The following is a 25958-nucleotide window of genomic DNA, read 5'->3' as shown; positions in this document are numbered from 1 at the left end:
TTGGGCCAATCGGCGCTGGTGGTGTAGTGATCTCCCGTTCCCAAAGGCGGTGTGCTCATGACCCTGTTGTCCGTCAACCTCAATGCCGTGGCGCAGCTGCGCAATCGCCGCAATCTGCCCTGGCCGAGCGTCGTGGGCATTGCGCGGGTGGTGCTCGATGCCGGCGCCAGCGGCATCACGGTGCATCCACGCCCCGATGAGCGCCATATCCGGCGCACCGATGTGTTCGAGCTCGCCGCGCTGCAGGCCAGTGAGTACCCGCAGGCCGAGTTCAACGTCGAGGGCTATCCGTCCGAGGATTTCATGGCGCTGGTGGCCAGCGTTAAGCCGCATCAGGTGACCCTGGTGCCCGACAGTCCCGAGCAGCCGACGTCGGACCATGGCTGGGATTTCCGCGGCCAGGCCATTGTGCTGGCCCGTGCGGTGCAGGCGCTCAAGGCGCATGGCGCGCGCGTGTCGCTGTTCTGCGATTCCGATGCTGGCGTGGCCGGGGTCACCGCAGCCAAAGCGACGGGCGCGGATCGAATCGAGCTTTATACCGGCCCCTATGGTGGTTGTTACGCAGACCCGGACCGGGCCGAATATGAGCTTGCGGCGCTGGCCGAAACGACCCGTGCCGCCCATGTCGTGGGCCTGGGCGTCAATGCCGGGCACGACCTGACGCTGGCCAATCTGCCCGCCTTCCAGGCCGCCGTGCCTGGTGTCGAAGAGGTCTCGATCGGCCATGGGCTGACCGCCGATGCCCTGTTGATGGGGTTTGGGCCGGCCGTGAAGGCCTATATCGCCGCCCTGCAATAGACCGCGCTGGTCGGGTGGTTGCCGGACCGCCTGGCGATTGGTTCGCGGCGTTGAACAGTCCGTTAGCTGCTTGTTGCTATCCGGGCCTAAACCAGCTGCGGATCACCTGTCCGGCGCAATATTCCCTTGTTTTGCCTATGGTTACATGGGTGTAGCCTAGGCAGGCCATTGTTGCCGCACCACAGTTTCGTGCCTCCTTGCGACGGCTCATTGGGGTCACTTATATCGCCTCAGTTACGATTTGTTACCAAGGAGGGCTTCAATGTCCAAACTCAAGATCGGCGTCATCATCTCGTCCACCCGTCCGACCCGTTTCGGCGACAAGCCGGCGCAGTGGATCCTGGAGAAGGCCAACGCCAACCCCAATATCGAAGCCGAGATCGTTGATCTGCGCGACTTCAACCTGCCGTTCTTTGACGAAATGGCCTCCAATGCCTGGATGCCCTCGCAGAACGCCCAGGCCGTTGCCTGGCAGAAGAAGATCGGTGAGTTCGACGGCTTCATCTTCGTGATCGCGGAATACAACCGCTCGATCACCGGCGCCCTCAAGAACGCTCTCGACCAGGCTTATGTCGAGTGGAACAAGAAGGCCTTCGGCATCGTCGGCTATGGCACTGTGGGCGCTGCCCGCGCTGCCGAGCACCTGCGCGGCATCGGCATCGAGCTGCAGATGGTCTCGACCCGTTCGGCCGTCCACATCGGTGGCGGCGACTTCTTTGCCGTCCATCCCCTTGGCCAGCAGAACAAGCCGATCTCGGATATCGAAGGCTCGATCGGCGCCGGCGCCAACGACATGCTCGAGCAGCTGGTCTGGTGGGGCAATGCCGCCAAGGCCGCCCGCGCTGCCGACGCCAAGTAAGATTTCGAAGACCTCCAAGTCTCGTTTATCAGCAGGGGCCGTCCGCAAGGGCGGCCCCTGTTGCTCTGGCAAGACTGGTTCGCCAACAGCGGCAATCGCAAGGGGCGACCGCCCGTCGGTTTGGCCATTGTCGAGCCTAGCGGTTGTGTGACACGGTCCGCGGGTGTATAGCCCCCCCGCCTTGACCAAGAGAGCACCGGGTTCATGACGCAGACGAATGCGGCCGACGACAACGTCGGCGTCAATGCGAGCCAAGTCGACAGCCACGCCCATTCCAACAAGGACCTGCCGCTGCTGGCGCTGGGTGCGATCGGCGTGGTCTATGGCGATATCGGCACCAGCCCAATCTATGCGTTCCGCCAGGCGATGCATGTGCGCCCCGGCGCGGCGGAGAGCTCGACCGAAATCCTGGGCCTGCTGTCGCTGATCGTCTGGGCGCTGACCCTGACGGTTGCGATCAAATATGTGTTCTTCGTCACCCGCGCCGACAATAATGGCGAAGGCGGCACGCTGTCGCTGATGGCGCTGGCCCGCAAGACCTTCACCAATCCGCCGGTGTGGATCATGGTGCTGGGCGTGCTGGGCGCGGCCATGTTCTATGGCGACGCCATCATTACGCCCGCCGTTTCCGTGCTGTCGGCCGTGGAAGGCCTGCGCCTGGTGGCGCCGGGCATGGAGCGCTGGGTGGTGCCGATCACGCTGGTGATCATCCTGGGCGTGTTTGCTGTGCAACGGTTTGGCACGGCCAAGGTTTCGATTGTTTTCGGACCGGTGACGGCGATCTGGTTCCTGACGCTGGGCATCTCCGGGCTGTCGCATATCATCGGCAACCCCACGGTGCTGCTGGCGATCAATCCGCTGCTGGGCCTGGAGTTCCTGTTCACCCATATCGGCATTGCCTTTGTGGTGATCGGGGCCATTTTCCTGGCCGTCACCGGCGCCGAGGCCCTTTACGTTGATCTCGGCCATTTCGGCCGCAAGCCGATCGTGCTGGCCTGGTTCGGCCTGGTGTTCCCCTGCCTGCTGCTCAACTACTTCGGCCAGGGCGCCTTTGTGCTCAATGTCGGCGTGCACAATGTGCAGAGCCCGTTCTTCGAGATGCAGCCCGATTGGGCCCTGCTGCCCTTCGTTATCCTGGCGACGCTGGCCACCATCATCGCCAGCCAGGCCGTGATCTCGGGCACCTATAGCCTGACGCAGCAGGCCATCGCCCTCAACATGCTGCCGCGCATGATGGTGCTCCACACCTCCGAAACGCAGAGCGGCCAAGTCTATATGCCGCAGATCAACACCATGCTGATGATCGGCGTGCTGATGCTGGTGGTGGCCTTTGGCAGTTCGGACGCGCTCTCGAACGCCTATGGCATCGCGGTGTCTGGCGTGATGGTGGTGACGCTGTCGCTGCTATTGGTGGTCATGTGGCGCAACTGGAAGTGGCATCCGGCCGCCGTCATCGCCTTTGGCGTGGTGTTTGCGCTTATTGACGGCAGCTTCTTTGCCGCCAATGCATCCAAGCTGTTCCAGGGCGGCTGGGTCCCGGCTGCCGTTGCGGCTGTGGTGTCTGTCATCATGTGGAGCTGGATGTCCGGCCGTCGTCGCCTGGCCGAAAAGACCCGCCGCGACGAGGTGCCGCTGCAGTTTCTGGTCGACAACCTGTCCAAGAAGAAGCCGACCCTGGTGCCGGGTACCGCGGTGTTCCTGACCAGCGACATCGAGGGTGCGCCCACGGCCCTGCTGCATAGCCTCAAGCACTACAAGGTGCTGCATGAGCAGAACGTCATCCTGACCGTGCGCACCTCGGCCTCGCCGCGCGTCGCCGACGACGAGAAGGTGACGATCGATTCCTACAACGAGCTGTTCAGCCGCGTCGTGGTGACCTTTGGCTATATGGAAACGCCCAATATTCCCAAGGCGCTGGCGCTGTGTCGCAAGCTGGGCTGGAAGTTCGACATCATGTCGACCTCGTTCTTCCTGTCGCGGCGCTCGCTGAAGCCAGGGTCCAAACCGGGCAATCCGCTGCGCTTCTGGCAGGACCGGCTGTTCACCCGCCTGGCCAAGAACGCCAGCGACGCGACGGAGTATTTCCACATTCCGACCGGTCGCGTGGTGGAAATCGGCACCCAGGTGGTTCTGTAGTCCGCCTGGGGGCTACTTGACCATGTCGGGGCAAAGATAGGGCACGCTGGCGGTGGTGTAGCGCAGTTCCTGCACTTCACTGCCCAGCTTGAGGTTGAGCACCAGTTCGGTGGCGTTGAGGCTGGCGATATCGGCATTGATGGTCATGCCGTCCTCGTCCCAGCTGATCGCGGTGTCCGACACCTGCTGCCACTTGGACAGGCGATAGGTCTCCCAGCAGCTGTCGCTGACCAATGTGCCGTCGGCCAGGAAGATCTGCATCGGGCCAGGCTGGCCGGCGTCAACACCGGTCCGCACCCAAACCTTGTTGAGCAGAGGATTGGTGCGGTCGTTGTCATCATCGCCCGCGTCGTCGGCGTCCTGGCTGTCCTGGGCGAGGGTGGGGGTAACGGTTCCCGCGCCCACGCCCCAGCAGGTGAGCAGTGCGATGACAGCAGCCTTGGTATCCATGCAACACTCTCCCTGTGCATCATCGATTTGGAGACTGAATCGTCTGGCAACACGTGTCGGCGGGCAAAGCGGCAAGATTGCGTTGCCTGCCGATCACATTTGCATCCGTGGCCCAAGCAGGCCGCCGGTCAGGCCTTGGCAAACTGCCGCAGGCCCAGAGCATGGTCGCGGCTACTGACGCGGTTGGTCTGCACCGGCCAGAGGTCGTAAACAGTCGCGCCGAGGTCGTGATTGGCATGGACCGCCCAATTGGGGTCGTCCAGCGCGCCACGGGCCAGGGCGACGAAATCGGCATCGCCGCCCGCCACAATGGCTTCGGCACCCCTGGCGTCGCCCAGCAGGCCAACGGCCATGGTGGGGATGTCGGCGCCGTCGCGCACGGCGCGGGACAGGGGCACCTGGTAGTTCTCCACCGCGGTGATGCGTGCGCCGTCAAAACCGCCGCTGGAGCAGTCGATGGCATCGACGCCGCGGGCCTTGAGTTCGCGGGCCAGTACCACGCTGTCCTCGACCTGCCAGCCCTCCGGATGCCAGTCGGTCACCGAGAGCCGCGCCAGCAGCGGCTTGTCCATCGGCCAGACGGCGCGCACGGCTTCGGCCACTTCCAGCACCAGGCGCATGCGGTTTTCGCGGCTGCCGCCATATTCGTCGGTGCGCTTGTTGGCGAGCGGGGAGAGGAACTGGTTGAGCAGATAGCCATGGGCGGCGTGGATTTCGACGGTGTCGAAACCGGCCTGGTTGGCGCGGATGGCGGCGGCCGCAAAGGCTGCGATCACGCCCTTGATGCCATCGGCGTCGAGCGCATGGGGCACCTGGTAGTCTGGATTGTTGGGGTCATGCGAGACGGCGCTGGGGGCCACGGGCGTCCAGTGCTCATAGGCGACGGCCGCGCGCTCGGCCTCGGTCATGTTGGGGATGTCGTTCCAGCTCACCGAGGTCGAGGCCTTGCGGCCGGCATGGGCCAGCTGGATGCCGGCGGCGGCGCCCTGGCTGTGCAGGAAATCGACAATGCGGGCGAGGGGGGCGATCTGTTCGTCCTGCCACAGGCCAAGGTCGCCATAGGAAATGCGGCCCTCGGCGGTCACGCCCGTGGCCTCGAGGATCACCAGGCCAAAGCCGCCGATGGCAAAGCGGCCCAGATGGACCAGGTGCCAGTCATTGGCCAGGCCGTGCCGGGCGGAATATTGGCACATGGGGGCAACGACCGTGCGGTTGCGCAGCGTGAGGCCACGCAGCGTGGCAGGCGAGAACAGAACGGACATGAAGACGCTCGATTGGTTGCGGGCGGAAAGCTTGATGGTAACGAAGATGGCGATTGTTGCTTCCATCGGCAAGTGCCGATGAAAAGAAAAATGCCGCAACCTGGGCGCAGCGGGACTGTCGGGGAGAATGGGAAAGACAGGCGGGCCAAGCCTGGCGGACGCCATGCGTCTCCGCTCAGGCGAGAGGCGGCGGGCCCAGGGGCCCGCCAGTCGGAACGATCAGTATTCGCTCCAGTCGTCCTTGATGGCGCTGGAGCCTTCGGTCAGGTATTTCCGGGCCGCTGCGCTGCGTTTGGCAGGCGGGGCCGAAGCCGGCGCGGGGCGGGCTGCCTGGGTCGGGCGGCCGACAGCCGGCTTGTCTACCACAAAGACCGCGACGATCTGGTCGAGCTCATTGGCCTGGGACTCGGTCTGTTCGATAGCGGCATTGGTTTGTTCCACCAAGGCCGCATTGTGCTGGGTCATCTCGTCCATCTGGCGGATGGCGGTCGAGACTTCGCGGATGGCGCCGGACTGCTCCTGGCTGGCCTGGGCGATATCGTTGACGATGCGGGTGTTCTCCTGCACGTCGTCGAGAATGGACAACAGGCGTTCGGCGGCCTCGGAGACAAGGCGCGAGCCGTCCTTGACCTCGGTGGCCGACTGCTCGATCAGCACCTTGACCTCTGAGGAGGCATTGGCGGCCGATTGGGCGAGGCGGCGCACTTCCACGGCCACCACAGCAAAGCCCTTGCCGGCGTCGCCGGCCCGCGCCGCTTCCACCGAGGCATTGAGCGCCAGCAGATTGGTCTGGAAGGCGATGTCGTCGATCATGCCGATGATGTTGGAAATCTTGGAGGACGAGCTGGTGATGCGCTCCATGGCGTGATTGGCCTGGCTCATCACCCGGCCGCCCTGTTCGGCGCCGGTGGCGACGGTCTCGGCCTTGCTGCGGGCGACCCCGGCGCGCTCGGCATTGGCAATGACCGTGCTGGCCAGCTGTTCCATGGCGGCGGAGGTTTCCTCGATGGCGGCGGCCTGGCGGGTGGTGCGCTCGGCCAGATCATTGGCGCCGGAGAGGATTTCGCCGGTGGCCTGCTTGAGCGAGCCCGAGGTGGCGCGCAGCTGCGAGACGACGTCGGCAAAGCGCTCCAGCGAATTGTTGTAGGCTGTGCGCAGATCCTCATAGGAGCCGGGGAAGCGCTCGGTGATGCGGTAGCTCAGATTGCCATCGGCCAGCTGGGACAGGCCGCGGCCAAGCGATTCCACCACGACGCGCTGGGCTTCGGCGGTCTGCTGCCGCTCAGCCTCGGTGCGGCCGCGTTCCGCCTCGGCGTGCAGGCGCTGCTGTTCGGCATCGGCGCGCTGGCGGGCGGTGGTGTCTTCGAGGACGCGGCCATGGGCCAGCTTGTGGCGGAAGGCTTCGAGCGCCACGGCCACTTCGCCGATCTCGTCGGCGCGGTCCTGTCCGGCAATGGACTGCTCCAGGGCGCCGTCGGAGAGACGGCTCACTTCCCGCAGCAGCGAACCCATGGGCTTCTGGACGAAGGCGCGGATGGCGAGGAACAGCGCGATCATCACGGCGACCAGGACCACCAGGCCGCCAACCACCAGAACGATGGTCTGCTCATCCACAACGGCCGAGATCACCGCGACCGGTACATCCTCGACCACGGCCCAGTTGGCATTCAGGCCCGGCAGGGCAAAGGGATGAATCAGGCGATAGACGGTCTGGCCATCGGCGCCGACGACGTCCTTGAGGACCGCCGTCTTGCCCTCTGCCAGGGCGGCCATCACGGTCTGGGAGGCGGCCGATGGGGCTGCGCTGCCGACGGTGTCGTCATAGTCCTTGAGCAGCATGGCTTCTTGCGGTGCCGCCAGCCATTTGCCGCCGGCGGACATCAGATAGACGTTGCCGCTGCCAAACGGGTGCTGGTCCTTGACCAGGTTGGAAATGCTGTCGAGACCGACGTCGGCACCCACTACCGCGCGCAGCTGACCGTCGACCAGGACCGGCTGGATGATGCTCATCATCAGCATGCCGCCGACGGTATCTTCGGCATAGGGCTCGGTCACGCCGCTGGCATGGGTCTTGGCGACGTCGGCATAGAAGGCTTCCTCATAGCTGACGGCGTCAGGGACGAGCAGCGACAGGCCGGAGTCTGATCGTGTCCAATAGGGGGTGAACTGACCGGTGGCATTGACGCCCAGATCGACGTTGGCCGGCGTGGTGCTGGCCACGCCATCGAGGCCTTCAGGGGATTCCAGCGCCCAGGCGCCGAACACCGACTCGAATTTCTCGATCTGCGGCTTGAGCATTTGCACAACGCCCTTGCGATCAATGGTGCCGGTGATCAGGCCTGTTTCAATCGTGCCGGCCAGCGCGCGGGTCGAACCCGAAAGAATGCCGATCTCGGTGTTGAGGGCCATGGCATTGGCCGAGGCATCGGTGCGGGCCTGATCGAGGATCAGCGATTCCGCCCGGTCGCGCACCTGCAGGATGACGACCAGGAATGTGGTGGCCAGCAGCGTGGTAATGGCCAGGGCGCTGACGATGAGCAGCTTGATTGCGATTGACCGCTTACGTGTTGATGCCATTGGAAATTCGACCTTGCCTTGCCAGAGGTGTACGAGTCGGCAGGCAAAACACTTGCTGGCGCGGCTCGCTATTGGTTAGCACACAGTAAATCGCGAAGTTTAAGGAAGGCTTTTTGTGCCTTGTTTGGTCTGGATATTTCAGTGTCGATGCGCGAATGCGTGCAGGTGGTTCTGCAAGCCGCGCTTTTTTCGGGCAGCGCCCCGGCTATGTTTGTCGGGGTGATCGCGGCGAGAATTCGCTTGCATCGAACCGTACCGTACGGTACGCCAGAGAACCAAATCCGCCGAAACCGTTCGGTGCAGCAGGCAAGGACGCGCCGTGGCCCTGACCATCAAGGTCAACGAAGAGACGTTTACGCCCCGACAGCAGGCAGTGCTGACGGCAGCGCTGGACCTGCTCGTCGAAAATGGCGACGGGCTGACCATGACGGCTGTGGCACGGCGCGCCTCGTGCAGCAAGGAAACGCTCTACAAATGGTTCGGTGACCGCGACGGGCTGCTGACGGCCACCGTGCAGTGGCAGGCGGCCAAGGTGCGCATGCCGCAGGTCGACCGCAGCGGGCTCAATGCCAAGACGCTGCGCGCCAGCATCGAGCAGTTCGCGCGCGACCTGCTGACGGTGATCACCGGGGAAGTCTCCATCACGCTCAACCGCACCGCGGTGACCCATGCTGCCCAGGAGAAGGACAGCCTGGGCATGATCGTGCTGGAAAACGGCCCGCTGGCCATCCGGCGCCGGCTCAAGCCTATTCTGGAAGCCGGGCGTGATGCACGCCTGCTGCGCTTCACCAGCAGCGAAGATGCCTATCGCACCTTCTTTGGCCTGGTGGTGCGCGACGTGCAGATCCGCCTGCTGCTGGGCGACAAGGCGCTGACCCAGTCCAATGTCGCCGACAATATCGAAGCGGACGTCAAGGCCGCCACCGATCAGTTCTTTGCCCTTTACGGGGCGAAAGCCACACACGCATAACCGCAATTCAAGGGAGCAACCCATGCGCGTCTATTACGATCGTGATGCCGATCTCAACATCATCAAGTCCAAGAAGGTCGCCATCGTCGGCTACGGCAGCCAGGGCCATGCTCATGTGCTGAACCTGCGCGACTCCGGCGTCACCGACGTCGTGGTGGCCCTGCGTCCGGGTTCCCCGTCGGCCAAGAAGGCCGAAGGCGAAGGCCTCAAGGTCATGAGCGTGGCCGATGCCTCCAAGTGGGCCGACGTCATCATGATGCTGACCCCCGATGAGCTGCAGGCCGACATCTACAAGCAGCACATCGAGCCCAATATCCGTGACGGCGCCGCCCTGGCCTTCGCCCATGGCCTCAACGTTCACTTCAACCTGATCGAGCCCAAGTCGACCGTGGACGTGATCATGATCGCCCCCAAGGGCCCGGGCCACACTGTGCGCGGCGAATACCAGAAGGGTGGCGGCGTGCCGTGCCTGATCGCTGTGCACCAGGACGCGTCGGGCAATGCCCATGACATCGCGCTGGCCTATGCCTCGGGCGTTGGCGGCGGCCGTTCGGGCGTCATCGAGACCAATTTCCGCGAAGAATGCGAGACCGACCTGTTCGGCGAGCAGGCTGTGCTCTGCGGCGGTCTGGTCGAGCTGATCCGCGCTGGCTTCGAAACGCTGGTGGAAGCCGGCTATGCGCCCGAAATGGCCTATTTCGAGTGCCTGCATGAAGTCAAGCTCATCGTCGACCTGATCTACCAGGGCGGCATTGCCAACATGAACTACTCGATCTCCAACACGGCTGAGTGGGGCGAGTATGTCACCGGTCCGCGCATCATCACCTCGGAAACCAAGGCTGAGATGAAGCGCGTGCTGCACGACATCCAGTCGGGCAAGTTCACCTCCGAGTGGATGCAGGAAATCAAGGCCGGCGGTTCGCGCTTCAAGGCGACCCGTCGCCTGGCCGACGAGCATCAGATCGAAGAAGTCGGGCACAAGCTGCGCGACATGATGCCCTGGATCAAGGCTGGCGCCCTGGTCAACAAGGAAAAGAACTAAGTCTGAAACACAAGGCGGCCGGGGGAAACCCCGGCCGTTTTCATGTGACCATGCAGATCAGCCCGATTTCCCGCGTCGACATTGCCCTGGTGCCTGGCACCTGGCCCTTGCCGCCTGCCATGCGGGCCGATGTACCGCGGTTTTGGGCGGAGGCTGTGGCGGCCAATCCCCATCTCTGGGATGGGCGGGTGCTGGGGCTTTCGCCAGTAGGCAACGGGCCAATCATTGATGCCCAGGGCGTGCTCCGTGCCGAGGCGCGGGAGGATGGCTACTCGTCCCTGATGACCTGGCGGCGGCATGGCTTTTCCGATTTCGGTCTGCGCCACGCCTTTGGCTGTGCGCTGATCGTTTCGTCCGATGGCGCGCTGATCTATGGCGTGATGGGTGGCGATACCGCCAATGCCGGCCGGGTCTATCCGCCGGGCGGCTCGCTGGAGCCACGCGACGTGCGGCCTGACGGCAGCATCGATGTGCTCAATTGCATTGCTCTGGAGCTGGACGAAGAAACCGGGCTGACTGTCGCCGAGGCGCGCGATGGCCAGTTGTATGCGGTTGAGCAGGGCACGTTGATCTCACTGATCAAGGTGCTGCATTTCCCCGAAACGGCCGAGGCCCTGGTCGCGCGCATCCGTGTCAATCTCGATGCCCAGGCCCACCGCGAGCTCGCCGATGTCGTGGTGGTCCGCGGCCATGCCGATGCGGTCCGCGTCGGCGCCGTGCCCTATGCCCAGGCCGTAGCTGCGGCCTTCGAGGCCGGCAGCCTCCGCTGACTGGCGATTTTGCCGCCCGTCGGCGCTGCCATCACACTTGTGCGCTCCGTCTCGCTTGGCGCTTCCCTTAAACTGCTGTCACGGCTAGACTTGGCTTGTCTGTGTAAGTCCTGGCTTCTTCCATTCGTGGGTGACCAAAGACGATGACCAAGCGCATCTTCCGCCTGTATTTGATCAAGCCCTCCCATTACGACGATGACGGTTATGTCATTCAATGGTGGCGTTCACCCATTCCGTCCAATTCATTGGCCGCCGTCTATGGTCTGGTGCGGGACTGTATTGCGCGGCAAGTGCTTGGTCCGGATGTGCAATTTGATGTGCAGGTGATCGACGAGACCAATACCGAGGTGCATGTGGGACGTATCGCGGCGCAGATCGAAGCTGCCGATGCCGGCATGGTCATGCTGGTGGGCGTACAGTCCAACCAGTTTCCGCGCGCGCTGGACATCGCCCGGCCGCTGCGGGCGCGCGGCATTCAGGTGGGCATTGGCGGGTTCCATGTCTCGGGCGTGATTTCGATGCTTAATGGCGCGGACGAAAAGTTCAAGGAAGCCCAGGCGCTGGGTATTTCGCTGTTCGCTGGCGAGGCCGAGGGGCGGCTCGAAGGCGTGCTCAAGGATGCCAATGCGGGTACGCTGCAGCCGCTCTATAATTTCATGAACGATCTGCCGGGTATCGAGGACACGCCGGTGCCGTTCCTGCCGGCCAATCACGTCGGCAAGACGGCCTATAACCTCACCAGTTTCGATGCCGGGCGCGGCTGCCCCTATCAGTGCAGCTTCTGCACCATCATCAATGTGCAGGGGCGCAAGTCGCGCCGCCGCTCGCCCGATGATGTCGAAAAGATCGTGCGGGACAATCTGGCCCAGGGCGTACACCGCTTCTTCATCACCGATGACAATTTCGCCCGCAACAAGGATTGGGAAGCCATTCTCGACCGGCTCATCGCCATGCGCGAGGGCGAGAGGCTCGATTTCAACTTCATCATCCAGGTCGATACGCTCTGCCACAAAATCGAGAACTTCGTCGAGAAATGCGCCCGGGCCGGGGTCAAGCGCGTGTTCATCGGGCTGGAGAATGTCAATCCGGCCAATCTGATGGGCGCCAAGAAGCGGCAGAACAAGATCACGGAATATCGCACCATGCTGCTGGCCTGGAAGGCGCAGCATGTCATTACCTATGCCGGCTATATCCTGGGCTTTCCCGGCGATACGCCCGAGCGCATCGCTCATGACATCGAAGTGATCCAGCGCGAGCTACCGGTGGACCTCTTGGAATTCTTCTTCCTCACCCCGCTGCCCGGTTCGGAGGATCACCAGAAGCTGCATCGCTCGGGCGTGGCCATGGATGGCGATCTCAACCGCTATGATCTCAACCATGTCACCACGGCCCATCCGCTGATGAGCCGGCAGCAGTGGGAAAAGGTCTATGCCGATGCCTGGCTGAAATATTACACCCCGGCCCATGTCGAGACGATCATGCGGCGCGCGGCGGTCACGGGCATTTCGACAGCCAATATCCTGCTGCTGGTCACCTGGTTCGTCGGCTCGGTGACCATTGAGGGTGTGCATCCGCTCGAGGGCGGCGGCGTGCGGCGCAAGTATCGCCATGCGCGGCGGCCCGAAATGGGGCTCGAGAGCCCCTTTGTCTTCTACCCGCGCTATTGGGCGGAGACCGCCGGCAAGCTGGTGGCCTGGGCGGCGCTTTATCTCAAGTTTGGCATGGTGCTGCGCAAGGTCGACAAGGATCCGGCCAAGGCCAGCTATACCGATGTGGCGCTGACGCCGGTCAGCGCGCAGGAAGAAGAGCTTGAGATGTTCCAGTCCAGCGATGCCCAGGCCTGGCTCACTCAGGAGAAGCGCCTCGACCGCGTGCGCCATGGCGAGACCGAGCCGGCGGCGGCGCCGCCCGTCTGAAAAGCATCACCACCCTTCTGGCGCGGACGAACTTGGTCTAGAACTTTGCCGATCAATGCGCAGAAGAGTCGTGAGGGCAAAGTGAGCCTGCCGGAATTCCCCGTCGAGGGTGGTTGCCAATGTGGCGCGGTGCGCTATCGGCTCAAGGCCAGCCCGCTGAGCGTTTACAATTGCCATTGCAAGGACTGCCAGCGCTTTTCGGGCGCGGCCTGGTCAATGTCGATGATCGTACGCGACGCCGATTTCGAGGTCAGCGGCGCGGTCGATACCTATCGGCGCCAGGCTGACAGCGGCAATGTCATCACCATGCAGTTCTGCGCCAATTGCCATGGCTGGCTGTGGAATGAACCGCCGGCGCCGGGCATCAAGGTGGTGCGAGCCGGCACGCTTGACGACCTCGACTGGGCGCCGCCGGTGGGCAATATCTGGACCGACAGCAAGGCCGCCTGGGTCAATATCGACCCCAGCCTCGTCAATTTCCCCAAGGGCGCCGCGGATCGTACGCCGCTGTTCGACGCCTGGACTGCACTGAACCACAAGGACGCATGACCATGGCCGTGGCCGACGATATCGCGCTCGTCAAGAAGCAGGAACTGGCGCTGGAATTGCCGCGCTTTGACGAGGACGTCGCCTTTGCCATCGGTTCGGCGATCCGGGACCGGGCGCTGGCCGAGGGCATGGGGATCGTCATCGATCTGCGCACCTGGGACCGGCAGATGTTCTTTGCCGCCACGGCCAATACCAGTGCTGACAATGCCGAATGGGTGCGGCGCAAGATCAATACGGTCCGCCGCTACCAGCGCGCGAGCTATCGCATGGTGCTGGAGCGCGGGGAGGGCCCGTTCTCGCCGCAGTCGGGCGCCGATCCCGCCGATTATGTCATCGCCGGTGGTGGCTTTCCCATCCGCGTCACGGGCGCAGGCATTATCGGAGCGCTCACCATCTCGGGCCTGCCGGGGCGGAGCGACCATGCGGTGGCCGTCGATGCGCTGTGCGACCACCTGGGGCTGGCCCGGTCCGACTACGCATTGCCAGTCGAATAGGGGGCGGCGGTGAAGGTCAATTATCTGCTGCTCGACGTGTTCACCAGCGAACGGCTCAAGGGCAATCAGCTGGCCGTGGTGCCCAAGGCCGATGGCCTGCTGGATGATGAAATGCAGGCCATTGCCCGCGAGTTCAACCTCAGCGAGACGGTGTTCCTGTTCAAGCCGACTGGCGAGCGGAACACGGCGGCAGTGCGCATCTTCACGCCCTATCAGGAGCTGCCCTTTGCCGGCCACCCCACCGTGGGTGCTGCGGTGGTGCTGGGGCTGCAGCGCAAGGCGAGCGCCGTGCGCATGGAGGAAAAGGTGGGGCTGATCACGGCCCTGTTCGAAAAGGCCGACCGCCGCTCGGGCGAAGCCCGGTTCGCCCTGCCGCGGCTGCCCGCCCGCATCGCCGAGCTGACCGACAAGCTGGGCATGGCGCAGGCGCTGGGCATCGAACCCGAAGACATCGGCTGTGCAGGCTACCAGCCCGCGGTGTTCTCGGCGGGGGTGACCTTTCATCTGGTGCCGGTGCGTGACGCTGGCGTGCTGCGCCGCATCACTGTCAACCGGGCCCGGTGGGAGAGCGTTTTCCACCACGACCACAACTCGGCCTATGTGTTCACGCTCACGCCCGATGAGCCAGACAATGATCTTGCCGCCCGCATGTTCGGCATGGGTCTGGGCGAAGACCCCGGAACCGGCTCGGCGGCGGCGGCGCTGATCGGTCTTTTGGCCGAGCAGGCCGCGCTGGCCAATGGCCAGGCCGATTTCGTGCTGCGCCAGGGCGTGGAAATGGGCCGGCCCTGCCGCATCAGCCTGCAGCTACGCAAAGAGGATGATGTGCTGGTGCATGGCAGCATCGGCGGCCATGCCATCGTCATCGGCGAGGGCGTGCTCGATCTTGACGACTGATTGCACACCAAAAAATCACCTTCTGCGCCGGCCGGGCTTGCAAGGCAGGCGCGATTGGCGCATTCTGAACGGACAACGGGACCATTTCCATGCAGCGCAAGCGCGCCCAAGCCATTGCAGTCAGCCAGCGCGACGCCCTTCGGGTGCGTTTGACGGTTGCTGCCGGCATGCTGCTGCTGCCTGCGGCCCTGCTTCTCCTTCTTATCAGCCCCTGATCACCGGCAGCTCGTTGATACGAGCGGGTCGTCAGGGGATTGCGCCACATGCCGAACAGTAAATGTCCGGCCTCTGAGAGCTTTGCTCTGGGCCGATGATAGGAACACCATCAATGTCTGCCACCGCTGAATCCAACAAAGACCGCATCTTCATCTTCGACACCACGCTGCGCGACGGCGAGCAGTCGCCCGGCGCCACCATGACGTTGGAAGAGAAGCTGCAGGTTGCCGAAACGCTCGACGACATGGGCGTCGATATCATCGAGGCCGGTTTCCCGATTGCCTCCAATGGTGACTTCGAGGCCGTGGTGGCCGTGGCCAAGCAGGTCAAGCGCGCCACTGTCGCCGGCCTGGCCCGCGCCATCAGCGCCGATATCGACCGGGCCGGCGAGGCCGTGCGCCATGCCCAGCGCGGCCGCATCCACACGTTCGTCTCCACCTCGCCCATCCATCTGGCCCACCAGATGAAAAAGACCGAGGACGAGGTCATCGAGATTATCGCCCGCACAGTGGCCCAGGCGCGCAATCTGATCGACGATGTCGAATGGTCGGCGATGGACGCAACCCGCACGCCGCTGGAGTTCCTCAAGCGCTGCGTCGAAACCGCCATCAAGGCCGGCGCCACCACCATCAACCTGCCCGATACGGTGGGCTATGCGGTGCCCGACGAGCATGAAAACATGTTCCGCACCATCATCACTTCGGTGCCGGGCGCTGACAAGGCGATCTTCTCTGCCCATTGCCACAATGACCTGGGTCTGGCCGTGGCCAATTCGCTGGCCGCCGTGCGCGGTGGCGCCCGCCAGGTGGAATGCACCATCAATGGCCTGGGCGAGCGCGCCGGCAATGCCGCGCTCGAAGAGGTGGTGATGGCGCTGCGCACCCGTGGCGACGTCATGCCCTATCACACCGAGATCGAGACCACCCATCTGGCCCGCGCCAGCAAGATCGTCTCGGCAGCGGCCAATTTCCCGGTGCAGTACAACAAGGCCATCGTGGGCAAGAATGCCTTCGCCCATGAGAGCGGCATCCATCAGGACGGCATGCTCAAGAATGCCGAGACCTATGAGATCATGACGCCGGCCAGCGTGGGCATCAAGGAAACCACCCTGGTGATGGGCAAGCATTCCGGCCGTGCCGCGTTCAAGGACAAGCTCAAGGAGCTGGGCTACGAGCTGGGCGACAATGCCTTCCAGGAAGCCTTTGTGCGCTTCAAGGATCTGGCCGACCGCAAGAAGCATGTCTATGACGCCGATATCGTGGCGCTGGTGGACGATGAGGTCGGCTCGGTCGGCGATCGTATCCGCCTGGTCGACATGCAGGTGGTCTCCAAGACCGGCGGCGTGCACAAGTGCGACATGACCCTGAGCATCGACGGCGTCGAATCGGCCGTCAGCTATGAGGGTACCGGGTCGGTCGACGCGATCTTTAACGCCATCAAGGCTGGCGTTGGCCAGGAGCCGCATCTGGTGCTCTATGCCGTGGACGGCGTGACCGGCGGCACCGATGCGCAGGCATCAGCCCATGTGCGCCTCGAAATGAATGGCCGCATCGTCTCGGGCAATGCCGCCGAGCCCGATACGCTGGTGGCTTCGGCCCGTGCCTATCTCAATGCCTATAACCGCCTGCTGATCGAGCGCGGCGCGTCGGCCCAGGGCGCCCTGGCCGGCTAGGCGCGACTATGGCTGGCAGAGCAGCCCATGCCGCTCATCGGCAGGGCTGCCCTGTCGGCGTGGGCCTTGCGTCCGCGACAAGGCTGCGCCACCACTGCGCTGGTATGACAGAGAGAGCGCGAGCATGATGCTGAAGGCCGAAGTGCGGGGCATGGCGACGGCCGGTCTGCTGGCGTTTGTCGTGCTGCTGCTGCTGGTGAGCGTGCCGCGCGGCATTCCGGGCGTCGATGTTTTGCAGAGCCTGCGCTTCCACATCGCCGCTCTGGGCGTGCCGCTGGCGCTGGTGCTGCTGCTGACCGGCGGGCGTTGGCGAGCGCTGGTGGTGGTCATGCTGATGCTTGCCAGCGTGGCACAGGGGTTTGTGCCATTGATCGATGGCTACCAGCGGCGCGAGGCGGTGACCGGCGATGTGCTGGCCAAGCTCAAGGTCATCAATTTCAATGTGCTGACCGGCAATCTGCGGGGTCGGGCGGCAGCCGACTATATCATCGGGCAGGCGCCCGACATCGCCGTGGTGATGGAAACGCCGGGCATTGAGGCCTATCTCGACGATATCGCCAAGGTGCTGCCCTATCGGGTGGGGTGCGAGCATCCGCGCACCTGCGATCTCACCATCTTCTCCCGCGTGCCGATCGAAGAGCCGCAGATGCTGCTGATGCCGCCTTTCCAACGGGAACGGCTGGCGGTGGCGCGGGTGCGTTTTGAGGGCGTGCCGCTGACGGTGGTGGGCGCCCATCTCTCCAAGCCCTATTTCGATGAGGCGGCCTGGATGGAGCTGCAGAGCGTCCATGCGGTGCTCAGCGCCATCGAAGGCCGGGTGATCGTCTCGGGCGATTTCAACGCCGCGGCCTGGTCCGACGAGATCGCCACCTTCAGCGCGGCCTCAAACCTGGTGCCGCCGCCCTGGCATCCGGGCACCTGGCCGGTCCGGCTGGGGACGCTGGGCGTGCCGATCGACAATATGTTCACGCGCGGCGACATCCTGATCGACACGATCGAATCGCCGGCCGACAGCTTTGGGTCCAACCACCGCGCGCTGCGCGCCGAAATCAGCCTGCGCGCTGGCTCCTAGCGGCGGCAACGGCCAGCGGCAGCTGCTCGGCCAACAGGTCGAGCGCTTCGGGCAGGCCGGCGCTGATGCGGATGCAATGGTCCAGCCCCGGCGTGCCGGGCTTGCGGATGAAGATCTGACGCTCGGCCAGCCCGGTCAGAATGGCCTGGGCAAAGGCGGCGTCGCTGCGGCAGTCGATAGCCACGAAATTGGTGGCCGAGGGCAGGGGCACCAGGCCATTGGCCTCTGCGATCTCGGCTATGCGCGCCTTGGCGGCATTGGTGCGGTCGAGGACGCTCTGCAGATGCTCTGTCGCGCCCAGGGCCGCAATGGCGCCGATCTGGGCCACCGAGCTGACCCCGAAATGGTCGCGCACGCGCTCGAAAGCCCTTATGGTCTGGCGCTCGCCAAAGGCGTAGCCAACCCGCATGCCGGCCATGCCATAGGCTTTGGAGAAGGTGCGCATGCGCAGCAGATTGGGCCGGCTGGTGTCGATGGGCGGCATGGTGCCTTGCGGCGCCAGCTCGCCATAGGCCTCGTCGAGGATGATCAGCGTCGTCGCGGGCACGCTGTCGATGAAGCGCTCCACCGTCTCGGCCGGCCAGGCGCTGCCCATGGGATTGTCGGGATTGGCCAGATAGACCATGGCGGCATTCGTCTCGCGGGCGAGGCGCGCCAGAGCGTCCACATCCTCATGGTAGTCGCGATAGGGCACCGTAGCCATGCGGGCGCCATAGCCGGTCAGATGGTAGTTGAAGGTGGGGTAGCCCCCCAGCGAGGTCACCACTGTGTCGCCCGGCGCTGCATAGAGGCGCACCGTCAGGCCCAGCAGCGCATCCACGCCCGGGCCGGCCACCACTTCGTCGGCAGCAATGCCGAGATGGCGGGCAATGGCCACCCGCAGGTCGTGACACTCCGGATCGCCATAGGTCCAGCTCTGGTCGATGGCCGCGGCAATGGCTTGCCGAGTCGATTCGGCAATGCCGAAGGGGCTTTCATTGGCGCCCAGCCGCGCCCGGAACGGCTGGCCGAGGCGTCGCTGGATCGATTCGGGCCCGGTAAAAGGCACGGTTTCTGGGACGGCATCGGCAATCGGGGCCAGGCGGGGGCGCAGCATGGGCGGGACTCACGGAAACTGTGGGTATCGTAGCCGCATTCCGGCCATGCGCCAGCTGCATTCGACGAGCGCCCCGGGCGTTCATGCAAACCTTCAAGCGGCCCCACCCAAACCCTCGCGCCCACAGTTATACACAGTGCGAAAGCGCTTGACCGAGCCGAGAGGTCAGGCGGTGCAAGGCTTTGCCGAGGGGAACCACTTGCGTGGCATTTGAAGCAAATGCGCGGCGTGCTGGCAATTTTGCGAAAAGCATGCGGGCGCAGTCTGGCGCCGCGTCTCACCCCGGGCGTTTCCAGAGACAAGCCGATTTCAAGGAGACATTTATCATGCCGCCAACCTACCTACTTGCGCGCGACCATCTCGAGCGCGCTGCAGCGCTGCTGCGTGGTGATGATGGTCGAGCCCGCCAGGTCCTGTACATCATCGAGCGCACCATCAATCTGATGGATGACATGCTGCCCGAACCGCGCGCACGCAAAAGCAATGTGCTCGACTTCGAAGCCTTCAGGGTCAGTCGAGCCGAGATGAAGTAATCGAGCGTCAGCGCCGGCCGACGTGCTCCGACGCTGACGCTGTTGACGGTCCGCCGGGCGGTTCGTCGTCACCAATTGTGGTTGCACGTAAAAATTTCGGCGCCTCTCACCCTTGGTTTTCCGGGCTTTGTCCAAGTTTTTGCACCTAAGGTGTCGGGAAAATTCGTACAGGCGCTAGACAGCGCAGAATCCCTTTGGTAGAGAGGCGCCACTTTGGAAGCCCAAGCACTGGGCGAGTAGCTCAGCTGGTAGAGCAGATGACTCTTAATCATCGGGTCCACGGTTCGAATCCGTGCTCGCCCACCAAAGTCCTTCTCTGAATTGATAGCAAAAAGCGTCCGCCGACCATCTGGTCTGCGGGAGGCGTTGCGTCTTTTCGGTGGCTGAGCCGCGCCGCCGCCGAGGTTGGGCCTCGCCGTGCATTGCAGTCTGTCACCAAGCTGTCGGATTGGCCCGAAACGCCCAGAAATACTAAGTATTTTGTCGTTTTTCGCATTGTCGCGCTTTTCAGCGCCACAGTGGGCAGCTATAGCCGGGCGGTCGTTTCCGTTGACCACGAGGCCCGCCATGTTTGGCATCGATCCGAGCTTTCTCACATCGCTGGTGCAGGTGATCCTGATCGATCTGGTTTTGGCGGGCGACAACGCCGTGGTCATCGGCATGGCTGCGGCCGGGCTTGCTACCGATGTGCGGCGCAAGGCCATTCTGATCGGTATTCTCGCGGCGACGGTGCTGCGCATCTTCTTCGCGCTGATCACCACGCAGCTGCTGGCGCTTGGCGGCGGCCTGCTGATCGCCGGTGGTGTGCTGCTGCTCTATGTCTGCTGGAAGATGTATCGCGAGCTCACCACGTCGGCGGCTGACGAGCACAATGCCCAGGAAGCGCTGGAAGACAGCGACACCAATGCCGACGGCACGGTGAGCGGCACGGCGCCGCGCAAGACGCTGCGCCAGGCGATCATCCAGATCATCATCGCCGACGTCTCGATGTCGCTGGACAATGTGCTGGCTGTGGCCGGCGCGGCGCAGCACCATTTCGAGGCGCTGGTGATCGGCCTGGCCCTGTCGGTGGTTATGATGGGCGTTGCCGCCAGCTTCATCGCCGGCCTGCTGCATCGCTTCCGCTGGATCGCCTGGGTCGGCCTGCTGATCATCCTGTTCGTGGCCGTGCGCATGGCGCTGGAAGGTCTGGGTGGCTTTGTGGCGCTGCCCGATATTCCGCTGCTCTACACCAATCATGCCGCCGCGGCCGCCCATTAGCCTTTGGTAACCACGGATGCAGTTTTGTGCTGCATGGTCCTGATACATAGGGATTTGCACACCACCGGGGTTTAGTTTTCCGCGCTATGACCCAGCGGGAAACCACCATGTCTTTGACCGAAGATCGCCCCAGCCAGACTCAGCCTGTCATGTCCGGGGCAGGGCAGGGTGGTTTGCCCGTCGCGCATCGGTTGACCACGCAGATCGTGTCCGGCGCCGAATGGGACCGGACCATCGCCGATTTCGACGAGGTCTGCCAGGAACAGCTCTATGCCTTTGCCGTGACGCGCTGGCCCTCGGTGCAGCATGAACCCATGCTGTTCCGGCTCGATGGCGAGGTGGTGGGTGGTTCGCTGATGATGGTGCAGCCGCTGCCGCTGCGGCTGGGCCATATCGCGGTCTCCAAATGGGGGCCGATGCGCAAGGATATCGCGCGGCCCGACAGTGCCGCCATCTATACCGGCATGGTCGAGGCGCTGATGGCCGATTATGCCGACAGGCGCGGCCAGATGATCTCGGTGCTGCCGGCTGCCTCTACCACCAGCGTCAACGATGCCTGGATGGTTTTGGAGCAGCATGGCTTCAAACCCGGCTCGCAGCTGATGTTTCCCTCGCGCTATATCGTCAACCTGCGCCTCGACGATGCGGCGCAGCGCAAGAGCCTGCACCAGAAGTGGCGCTATCATCTCAACAAGTCGGAAAAGGCCGGGCTGAGCTTTGAATATGCCGGTCCCGAGCGGCTGGGCGAGTTCCAGACGCTCTACACCGCCATGACCGACCGCAAGCAGTTTTCCGACCATTCCGCCTATGACACGGTCGATGCGCTGATGGCGCTGGACGATCCGCTGCGGCCCGAGCTGTTCTTTGTGCGCCATGAGGGCCAGGTCGTTGCCGGCGCGCTGATCTTCAAGGCTGGCGACCGGGCTGTCTATCTCTATGGTGCCACCAATGACCAGGCACTGCCGCTGCGCGCGGGCTATTTCATGCATTGGCACATCATTCGCTGGCTGCGCGATAACACGCGGGCGACCTGGTACGACCTGGGCGGTACCGATGGCTTCCAGGGGCTGCATCAGTTCAAGAAGGGCATGGTGGGCGAGGCCGGCGTGATCCAACCAGTGCCTCCGGTGGCCAATTATGCCAGCCGTCCGCTGGCCTATGCGCTGGGCGCAGGCGCCTTTGCGGCGCGCGACGCCGTGCATCATCTGCGCCGGCAGATTGATGGCTGGCGCAACCCCAAGACCCGCCCGACCCAGGTGCGGGGCGAATCCGACCAGGTGACCGAATGAGCATTCAGCGGCGGCTGGCGTCGCAGTCGAGCATGATCTTTGCCGCCCGACTGGGTGGCGCGGGACTGGTCTTCCTGGTGCAGGCGTTGATTGCCCGTATCTGGGGGCCCGAACTGCTGGGCGAATATCTGCTGGTCATCGCAACGGTCAATCTGGTGGCCGTGGTCATGCCGCTCGGCTTTCAGACGGTCGGCACCTATTTTGCCGCCGAATATCGCGCTCGCGGCGAGCGCCAGCAGCTGACGGTCTTCCTCATTCGTGCCTATGCGCATGTGCTGGCCACCACGGTCCTGCTGCTGCTGGCCGGGCCATCGGTGATCGTGCTGCTGGGTCTGACAGAGACCGCGCTGGCGCAGCATTTCGTGCCGGTGGTGCTGCTCGCGTTCGGCACGGCCATGGTCTATGTCAACGGCGCGTTGCTGGTGGGGCTCAAGCGGCCGCTGGCCGGGTTTTTCGCCGATACGCTGTTCCGCCCGATGATCCTGATGGTCGCGTTCGTGGTGACAATGGGCTTTGCCGCACCCGTGGATGGTTTCAATGCCATGCTCTGGGGCGTTGCGGTGGGCTATGTGGCCATTGCCATCGTGCACTTCCTGTTCGTGCTGGCCACGCTGCCGCGCCTGGCCGATACGGCGCCGGCCCGGGCGGGCGAGGCGCGCCGCTGGTGGCGCTTTGCCATGCCCTGGGTGCTGATCTCGCTGGCGACCGACTTCTTCTTTGATATCGACCTGCTGCTGCTCAGCCATAGCCTGAGCCACCAGGAACTGGCGATCTTCGGCGTCTGCACCCGCATCTTCTCGCTGATGTCGTTCGGTGTGGCGGCCGTCTATGCGGTGACCCTGCCGGACATGTTCGAGAGCGAGGCCAATGCCGATCGCGCCACCTTCAACCGCAAGGTGGGCGACGCCAATTTCGTGGCCAGCGTGCTTTCGGTGGTGCTGTTCGTGCTGGTGAGCCTGGGTGCCCCGTTTGCGCTGATGCTGTTCGGCCCGGCCTTTGCCGTGGGGGCCGCGCCGCTGGCCGTGCTGAGCCTGGCGCTGGTGGTCCGCTCGGTGATGGGCCCGGCCTCGCTGGTGCTGTCCATTCACGACCGGCCCTATGCCAGCCTGCCCTCGGTGGGGCTGGGCATCCTCACCCTGGTGGTGCTCAATGCGGTGCTGGTGCCCCATTGGGGGCTGATGGGGGCCGCGCTCAGCGCCATCATCGCGATCACGCTGTGGTCGGTAGGGCTGTGGTATGTCGCCCTGCGCACGGCCAAGATCGACGTGTCGATCCTGCAGTGGTTCCGCGCCCGTCGGGCGGCCGCCGTCCCGGCCGAGTAAGGCTTGCGTCTAGCGGGTGAGGGCCAACTTCACCCGGCGCCTTAGCTTGTTCACCAGGCCGCCACTGGTGCCGCGATCATAGCCGGGCTCGACCTTGTTGAGCGGGTGCTCATAGAGCAGATAGTCTTCGCCGAAGATGTGTTTCTCCAGCGTGGCGGTATGCTTGAAGCCCATGCGGTTCATGATGGCCGCCGCGGCGTCATTGCCCGTCTTGGTATAGGTGGCGATCTTGTGGAAGCGGCCATTGTCCCAGTGGCTGATGAAGCTGCGCATGCCCCACAGGCCCAGAGTCGAGCGACGGAACTCGGGCAGCACATAACTCCAGTAGAGCCAGAGCGTGCCCAGTTCGGGGCCGGACATCATGAAGGCGCCCAATTCGCCATCGCGCTCCAGCACGAAGATGTGGAAGGGGTCGGCATCGATCAGGCTGGCCAGATAGTCCGGCGTCAGGCGCGCCATTTCATATTGCTTGAACTCGGGCAGATAGTAGGGCGAGGTCTCGATGGCCTCCATCAGGCGCGCATGGACCTTGGGAATGTCGGCATAGGTGGCGCCGCGATAGGTCTGCGCCTTGGGCGCGCTGGCGGTCTGCGGGGCTATCGCTGCAACGCTGTCGGTCATGGCCAATCCCCTGTTGTGATCGAGTCGGAGCATAGCATCGCTTGGCCGGGGGCCGAAGGCGCCTCGCTGCGGGCAGTTAATGCGCCCGGGCGCCTGCCGATTTTCTCGTCTGCCCTATAAGTCGCATGGCGTGGCCCTTGCCCGGCGCAGGGGGGATCAGTAGAACGGACACTGGGAGAGATAAGGGAGGATGATATGAGCGAACAGCTTGTATTCCAGCCAAGTGCGGCTGCGATCGCGCGCACCCATGTGACCACGGCGCAGTACGATCAGATGTATGCCAGATCTCTCAGCGATCCTGATGGATTCTGGGGCGAACAGGCCAAGCGCCTGGATTGGGTGCGCTTTCCCACCAAGGTAAAGAACACCACCTTCCAGTATCCCGACGTCTCCATCAAATGGTTCGAAGACGGCGTGCTCAACGTCGCGGCCAATTGTATTGACCGCCATCTGGCCGAGCATGGCGATGACATTGCCATCATCTGGGAACCCGATGATCCAAACGCCCCGTCCGAACACATCAGCTATCGCACGCTGCATGAGAAGGTCTGCCGCTGCGCCAATGTGCTGAAGTCGCTGGGCGTCCGTAAGGGCGACCGCGTCACCATCTATCTGCCGATGATTCCCCAGGCGGCCTATGCCATGCTGGCCTGTGCCCGCATTGGTGCGGTGCATTCGGTGGTGTTCGGCGGCTTCTCGCCCGACGCCCTGGCCGGCCGAATCAATGACTGCGACTCGGCTGTGGTCATCACGGCCGACGAAGGCCGGCGCGGTGGCAAGACCGTGCCGCTCAAGAAAAATGTCGACAAGGCGCTCGAGGATTGCCCCGGCGTTTCCAAGGTGCTGGTGGTGCACAATACCGGCGCCGATGTCTCCATGAAGGGCAGCCGCGACGTGTGGTGGCATGAGGCCGCTGCGGGCGTTGAGCCGTTCAACGACCCCGAGCCGATGAACGCCGAGGATCCGCTGTTCATCCTTTACACCTCCGGCTCGACCGGCAAGCCCAAGGGCGTGCTGCACACCACGGGCGGCTATCTGCTCTATACGGCGCTGACCCATGAGCTGAGCTTTGACTACAAGCGCGGCGAAATCTTCTGGTGCACGGCAGATGTGGGCTGGGTTACCGGCCACAGCTATATCGTCTATGGCCCGCTGGCCAATGGCGCCACCACGGTGATGTTCGAAGGCATTCCGAGCTATCCCGATGCCAGCCGCTTCTGGCAGGTGGTGGAAAAGCACAAGGTCAACATCTTCCACACCGCACCGACCGCCATCCGCGCCCTGATGGGCGCCGGCACGCAATATGTCGAGAAGCACGACATGCCCAGCCTGCGCCTCCTGGGCACGGTGGGTGAGCCGATCAATCCGGAAGCCTGGCTGTGGTACTACAACCAGGTCGGCAAGGGCCGCTGCGGCATTATCGATGCCTGGTGGCAGACGGAAACCGGCGGCCACATGATTGCGCCATTCCCGGGCGCCATTCCCACCAAGCCGGGCTCGGCGACGCGGCCGTTCTTCGGCATCCAGCCGGTGGTGCTGTCGCCCGAGGGCAAGCTGCAGGAGGCCACCAAGGCCGAAGGCGTGCTGGCCATTGCCGACAGCTGGCCCAGCCAGGCGCGCACCATCTGGGGCGATCACGGCCGTTTCGTCTCGACCTATTTTGAGACCTACAAGGGCTATTACTTCACCGGTGACGGCTGCCGTCGCGACGATGATGGCTATTACTGGATCACCGGCCGCGTCGATGACGTGCTGAACGTCTCCGGCCATCGTCTTGGCACGGCAGAGGTGGAAAGCGCCCTGGTGGCCCATCCCAAAGTGTCCGAGGCGGCCGTCGTGGGCTATCCGCACGATATCAAGGGGCAGGGCATCTATTGCTACGTCACCCTGATGGCCGGCGAAGCCAGCAGCGACGATCTGCGGACCGAGCTCAAGAACTGGGTGCGCAAGGAAATCGGGCCGATTGCCTCGCCTGACCTGATCCAGTGGGCGCCGGGCCTACCCAAGACGCGCTCGGGCAAGATCATGCGCCGTATCCTGCGCAAGGTGGCCGAAAATGACTTTGCCGCGCTGGGCGACACCTCGACGCTGGCTGACCCGAGCGTGGTGGACGACCTGATCGCCAACCGACAGAATCGCTAGTCGAAAAAATCACGG

Annotated in this window: 23 protein-coding genes and 1 tRNA gene; 19 read left to right on the top strand and 5 right to left on the bottom strand. The window is 63.9% G+C overall.

Going from position 1 to position 25958, the window contains the following annotated elements; genetic code table 11:
- Window positions 1-57 precede the first annotated feature (57 nt).
- From E8M79_RS13895 to E8M79_RS13885, 3 genes are all read left to right on the top strand, one after another.
- Window positions 58-798, top strand: a complete 741-nt coding sequence (locus E8M79_RS13895; RefSeq protein ID WP_137152472.1) for a pyridoxine 5'-phosphate synthase — start codon at window positions 58-60, stop codon at window positions 796-798.
- A gap of 262 nt (window positions 799-1060) precedes the next feature.
- The gene (locus E8M79_RS13890) at window positions 1061-1657 is read left to right on the top strand and encodes an NAD(P)H-dependent oxidoreductase (protein WP_137152471.1); all 597 of its coding nucleotides are present in this window, start codon (window positions 1061-1063) and stop codon (window positions 1655-1657) included.
- A gap of 204 nt (window positions 1658-1861) precedes the next feature.
- On the top strand, window positions 1862-3793 hold the full coding sequence (locus E8M79_RS13885) for a potassium transporter Kup (RefSeq protein WP_137152470.1): 1932 nt from the start codon (window positions 1862-1864) through the stop codon (window positions 3791-3793).
- Between the two features lie 12 nt (window positions 3794-3805).
- On the opposite strand, the gene E8M79_RS13880 is transcribed toward E8M79_RS13885, so the two are convergent.
- From E8M79_RS13880 to E8M79_RS13870, 3 genes are all read right to left on the bottom strand, one after another.
- A complete protein-coding gene (locus E8M79_RS13880) occupies window positions 3806-4243 on the bottom strand; it encodes a hypothetical protein (protein ID WP_137152469.1) in 438 nt (145 codons plus the stop codon).
- Window positions 4244-4371: 128 nt separating this feature from the next.
- Window positions 4372-5571, bottom strand: a complete 1200-nt coding sequence (locus E8M79_RS13875) for an NADH:flavin oxidoreductase/NADH oxidase (RefSeq protein WP_248304995.1) — start codon at window positions 5569-5571, stop codon at window positions 4372-4374.
- A 153-nt stretch (window positions 5572-5724) separates the two neighbouring features.
- Window positions 5725-8082, bottom strand: coding sequence for a methyl-accepting chemotaxis protein (locus E8M79_RS13870; RefSeq protein WP_137152468.1), 2358 nt, complete (start codon window positions 8080-8082; stop codon window positions 5725-5727).
- Between the two features lie 319 nt (window positions 8083-8401).
- Between E8M79_RS13870 and E8M79_RS13865 the strand changes: the two genes are divergently transcribed.
- The 10 genes from E8M79_RS13865 (at window position 8402) to E8M79_RS13825 (ending at window position 17680) form a co-directional block, all read left to right on the top strand.
- The gene (locus E8M79_RS13865) at window positions 8402-9052 is read left to right on the top strand and encodes a TetR/AcrR family transcriptional regulator C-terminal domain-containing protein (RefSeq protein WP_137152467.1); all 651 of its coding nucleotides are present in this window, start codon (window positions 8402-8404) and stop codon (window positions 9050-9052) included.
- 22 nt (window positions 9053-9074) lie between these two features.
- Window positions 9075-10094: a ketol-acid reductoisomerase gene (ilvC, locus tag E8M79_RS13860; protein ID WP_137152466.1), complete on the top strand. Its 1020-nt coding sequence runs from the start codon at window positions 9075-9077 to the stop codon at window positions 10092-10094.
- Between the two features lie 50 nt (window positions 10095-10144).
- Window positions 10145-10864, top strand: a complete 720-nt coding sequence (locus E8M79_RS13855) for a hypothetical protein (RefSeq protein WP_137152465.1) — start codon at window positions 10145-10147, stop codon at window positions 10862-10864.
- 143 nt (window positions 10865-11007) lie between these two features.
- Window positions 11008-12780 (top strand): radical SAM protein, encoded by a 1773-nt coding sequence (locus E8M79_RS13850; RefSeq protein ID WP_137152464.1) that lies wholly within the window; start codon window positions 11008-11010, stop codon window positions 12778-12780.
- An 81-nt stretch (window positions 12781-12861) separates the two neighbouring features.
- Complete coding sequence (locus tag E8M79_RS13845; RefSeq protein ID WP_171015857.1) at window positions 12862-13329, top strand: GFA family protein; 468 nt, start codon at window positions 12862-12864, stop codon at window positions 13327-13329.
- Window positions 13330-13331: 2 nt separating this feature from the next.
- Window positions 13332-13823 carry a heme-degrading domain-containing protein gene (locus tag E8M79_RS13840; RefSeq protein ID WP_137152462.1) on the top strand — a complete coding sequence of 164 codons (492 nt, stop codon included), beginning with the start codon at window positions 13332-13334 and terminating at the stop codon, window positions 13821-13823.
- Window positions 13824-13832: 9 nt separating this feature from the next.
- The gene (locus E8M79_RS13835) at window positions 13833-14720 is read left to right on the top strand and encodes a PhzF family phenazine biosynthesis protein (RefSeq protein ID WP_137152461.1); all 888 of its coding nucleotides are present in this window, start codon (window positions 13833-13835) and stop codon (window positions 14718-14720) included.
- A gap of 89 nt (window positions 14721-14809) precedes the next feature.
- Window positions 14810-14935: a hypothetical protein gene (locus E8M79_RS18680; protein WP_282568108.1), complete on the top strand. Its 126-nt coding sequence runs from the start codon at window positions 14810-14812 to the stop codon at window positions 14933-14935.
- Window positions 14936-15048: 113 nt separating this feature from the next.
- Complete coding sequence (locus E8M79_RS13830) at window positions 15049-16608, top strand: 2-isopropylmalate synthase (RefSeq protein ID WP_137152460.1); 1560 nt, start codon at window positions 15049-15051, stop codon at window positions 16606-16608.
- Window positions 16609-16732: 124 nt separating this feature from the next.
- Window positions 16733-17680, top strand: a complete 948-nt coding sequence (locus tag E8M79_RS13825) for an endonuclease/exonuclease/phosphatase family protein (protein ID WP_137152459.1) — start codon at window positions 16733-16735, stop codon at window positions 17678-17680.
- Here E8M79_RS13825 and E8M79_RS13820 read toward each other — a convergent pair.
- Window positions 17658-18776, bottom strand: a complete 1119-nt coding sequence (locus E8M79_RS13820; RefSeq protein WP_137152458.1) for a pyridoxal phosphate-dependent aminotransferase — start codon at window positions 18774-18776, stop codon at window positions 17658-17660. The two genes, E8M79_RS13825 and E8M79_RS13820, sit on opposite strands and share 23 nt — an antisense overlap.
- A gap of 203 nt (window positions 18777-18979) precedes the next feature.
- Between E8M79_RS13820 and E8M79_RS13815 the strand changes: the two genes are divergently transcribed.
- From E8M79_RS13815 to E8M79_RS13795, 5 genes are all read left to right on the top strand, one after another.
- Complete coding sequence (locus E8M79_RS13815) at window positions 18980-19309, top strand: hypothetical protein (RefSeq protein WP_137152457.1); 330 nt, start codon at window positions 18980-18982, stop codon at window positions 19307-19309.
- Window positions 19310-19539: 230 nt separating this feature from the next.
- Window positions 19540-19615: transfer RNA gene (locus E8M79_RS13810), tRNA-Lys, on the top strand.
- 261 nt (window positions 19616-19876) lie between these two features.
- Complete coding sequence (locus tag E8M79_RS13805; protein ID WP_137152456.1) at window positions 19877-20569, top strand: YjbE family putative metal transport protein; 693 nt, start codon at window positions 19877-19879, stop codon at window positions 20567-20569.
- A 107-nt stretch (window positions 20570-20676) separates the two neighbouring features.
- Window positions 20677-21858 carry a GNAT family N-acetyltransferase gene (locus E8M79_RS13800; RefSeq protein ID WP_171015856.1) on the top strand — a complete coding sequence of 394 codons (1182 nt, stop codon included), beginning with the start codon at window positions 20677-20679 and terminating at the stop codon, window positions 21856-21858.
- Window positions 21855-23180: a polysaccharide biosynthesis C-terminal domain-containing protein gene (locus tag E8M79_RS13795; protein WP_137152454.1), complete on the top strand. Its 1326-nt coding sequence runs from the start codon at window positions 21855-21857 to the stop codon at window positions 23178-23180. The genes E8M79_RS13800 and E8M79_RS13795 overlap by 4 nt, the downstream gene beginning before the upstream one ends.
- Window positions 23181-23189: 9 nt before the next feature.
- Here E8M79_RS13795 and E8M79_RS13790 read toward each other — a convergent pair whose 3' ends face one another.
- Window positions 23190-23801 (bottom strand): GNAT family N-acetyltransferase, encoded by a 612-nt coding sequence (locus E8M79_RS13790; RefSeq protein ID WP_171015855.1) that lies wholly within the window; start codon window positions 23799-23801, stop codon window positions 23190-23192.
- Window positions 23802-23996: 195 nt separating this feature from the next.
- Here E8M79_RS13790 and acs point away from each other — a divergent pair, with 195 nt between their 5' ends.
- Window positions 23997-25943 carry an acetate--CoA ligase gene (gene acs / locus E8M79_RS13785; protein WP_137152452.1) on the top strand — a complete coding sequence of 649 codons (1947 nt, stop codon included), beginning with the start codon at window positions 23997-23999 and terminating at the stop codon, window positions 25941-25943.
- Window positions 25944-25958: the final 15 nt, after the last annotated feature.

Source organism: Devosia sp. FKR38, from assembly GCF_005222805.1.
Lineage (GTDB): Bacteria > Pseudomonadota > Alphaproteobacteria > Rhizobiales > Devosiaceae > Devosia.
This window is presented reverse-complemented; position numbering and strand designations above follow the sequence as displayed.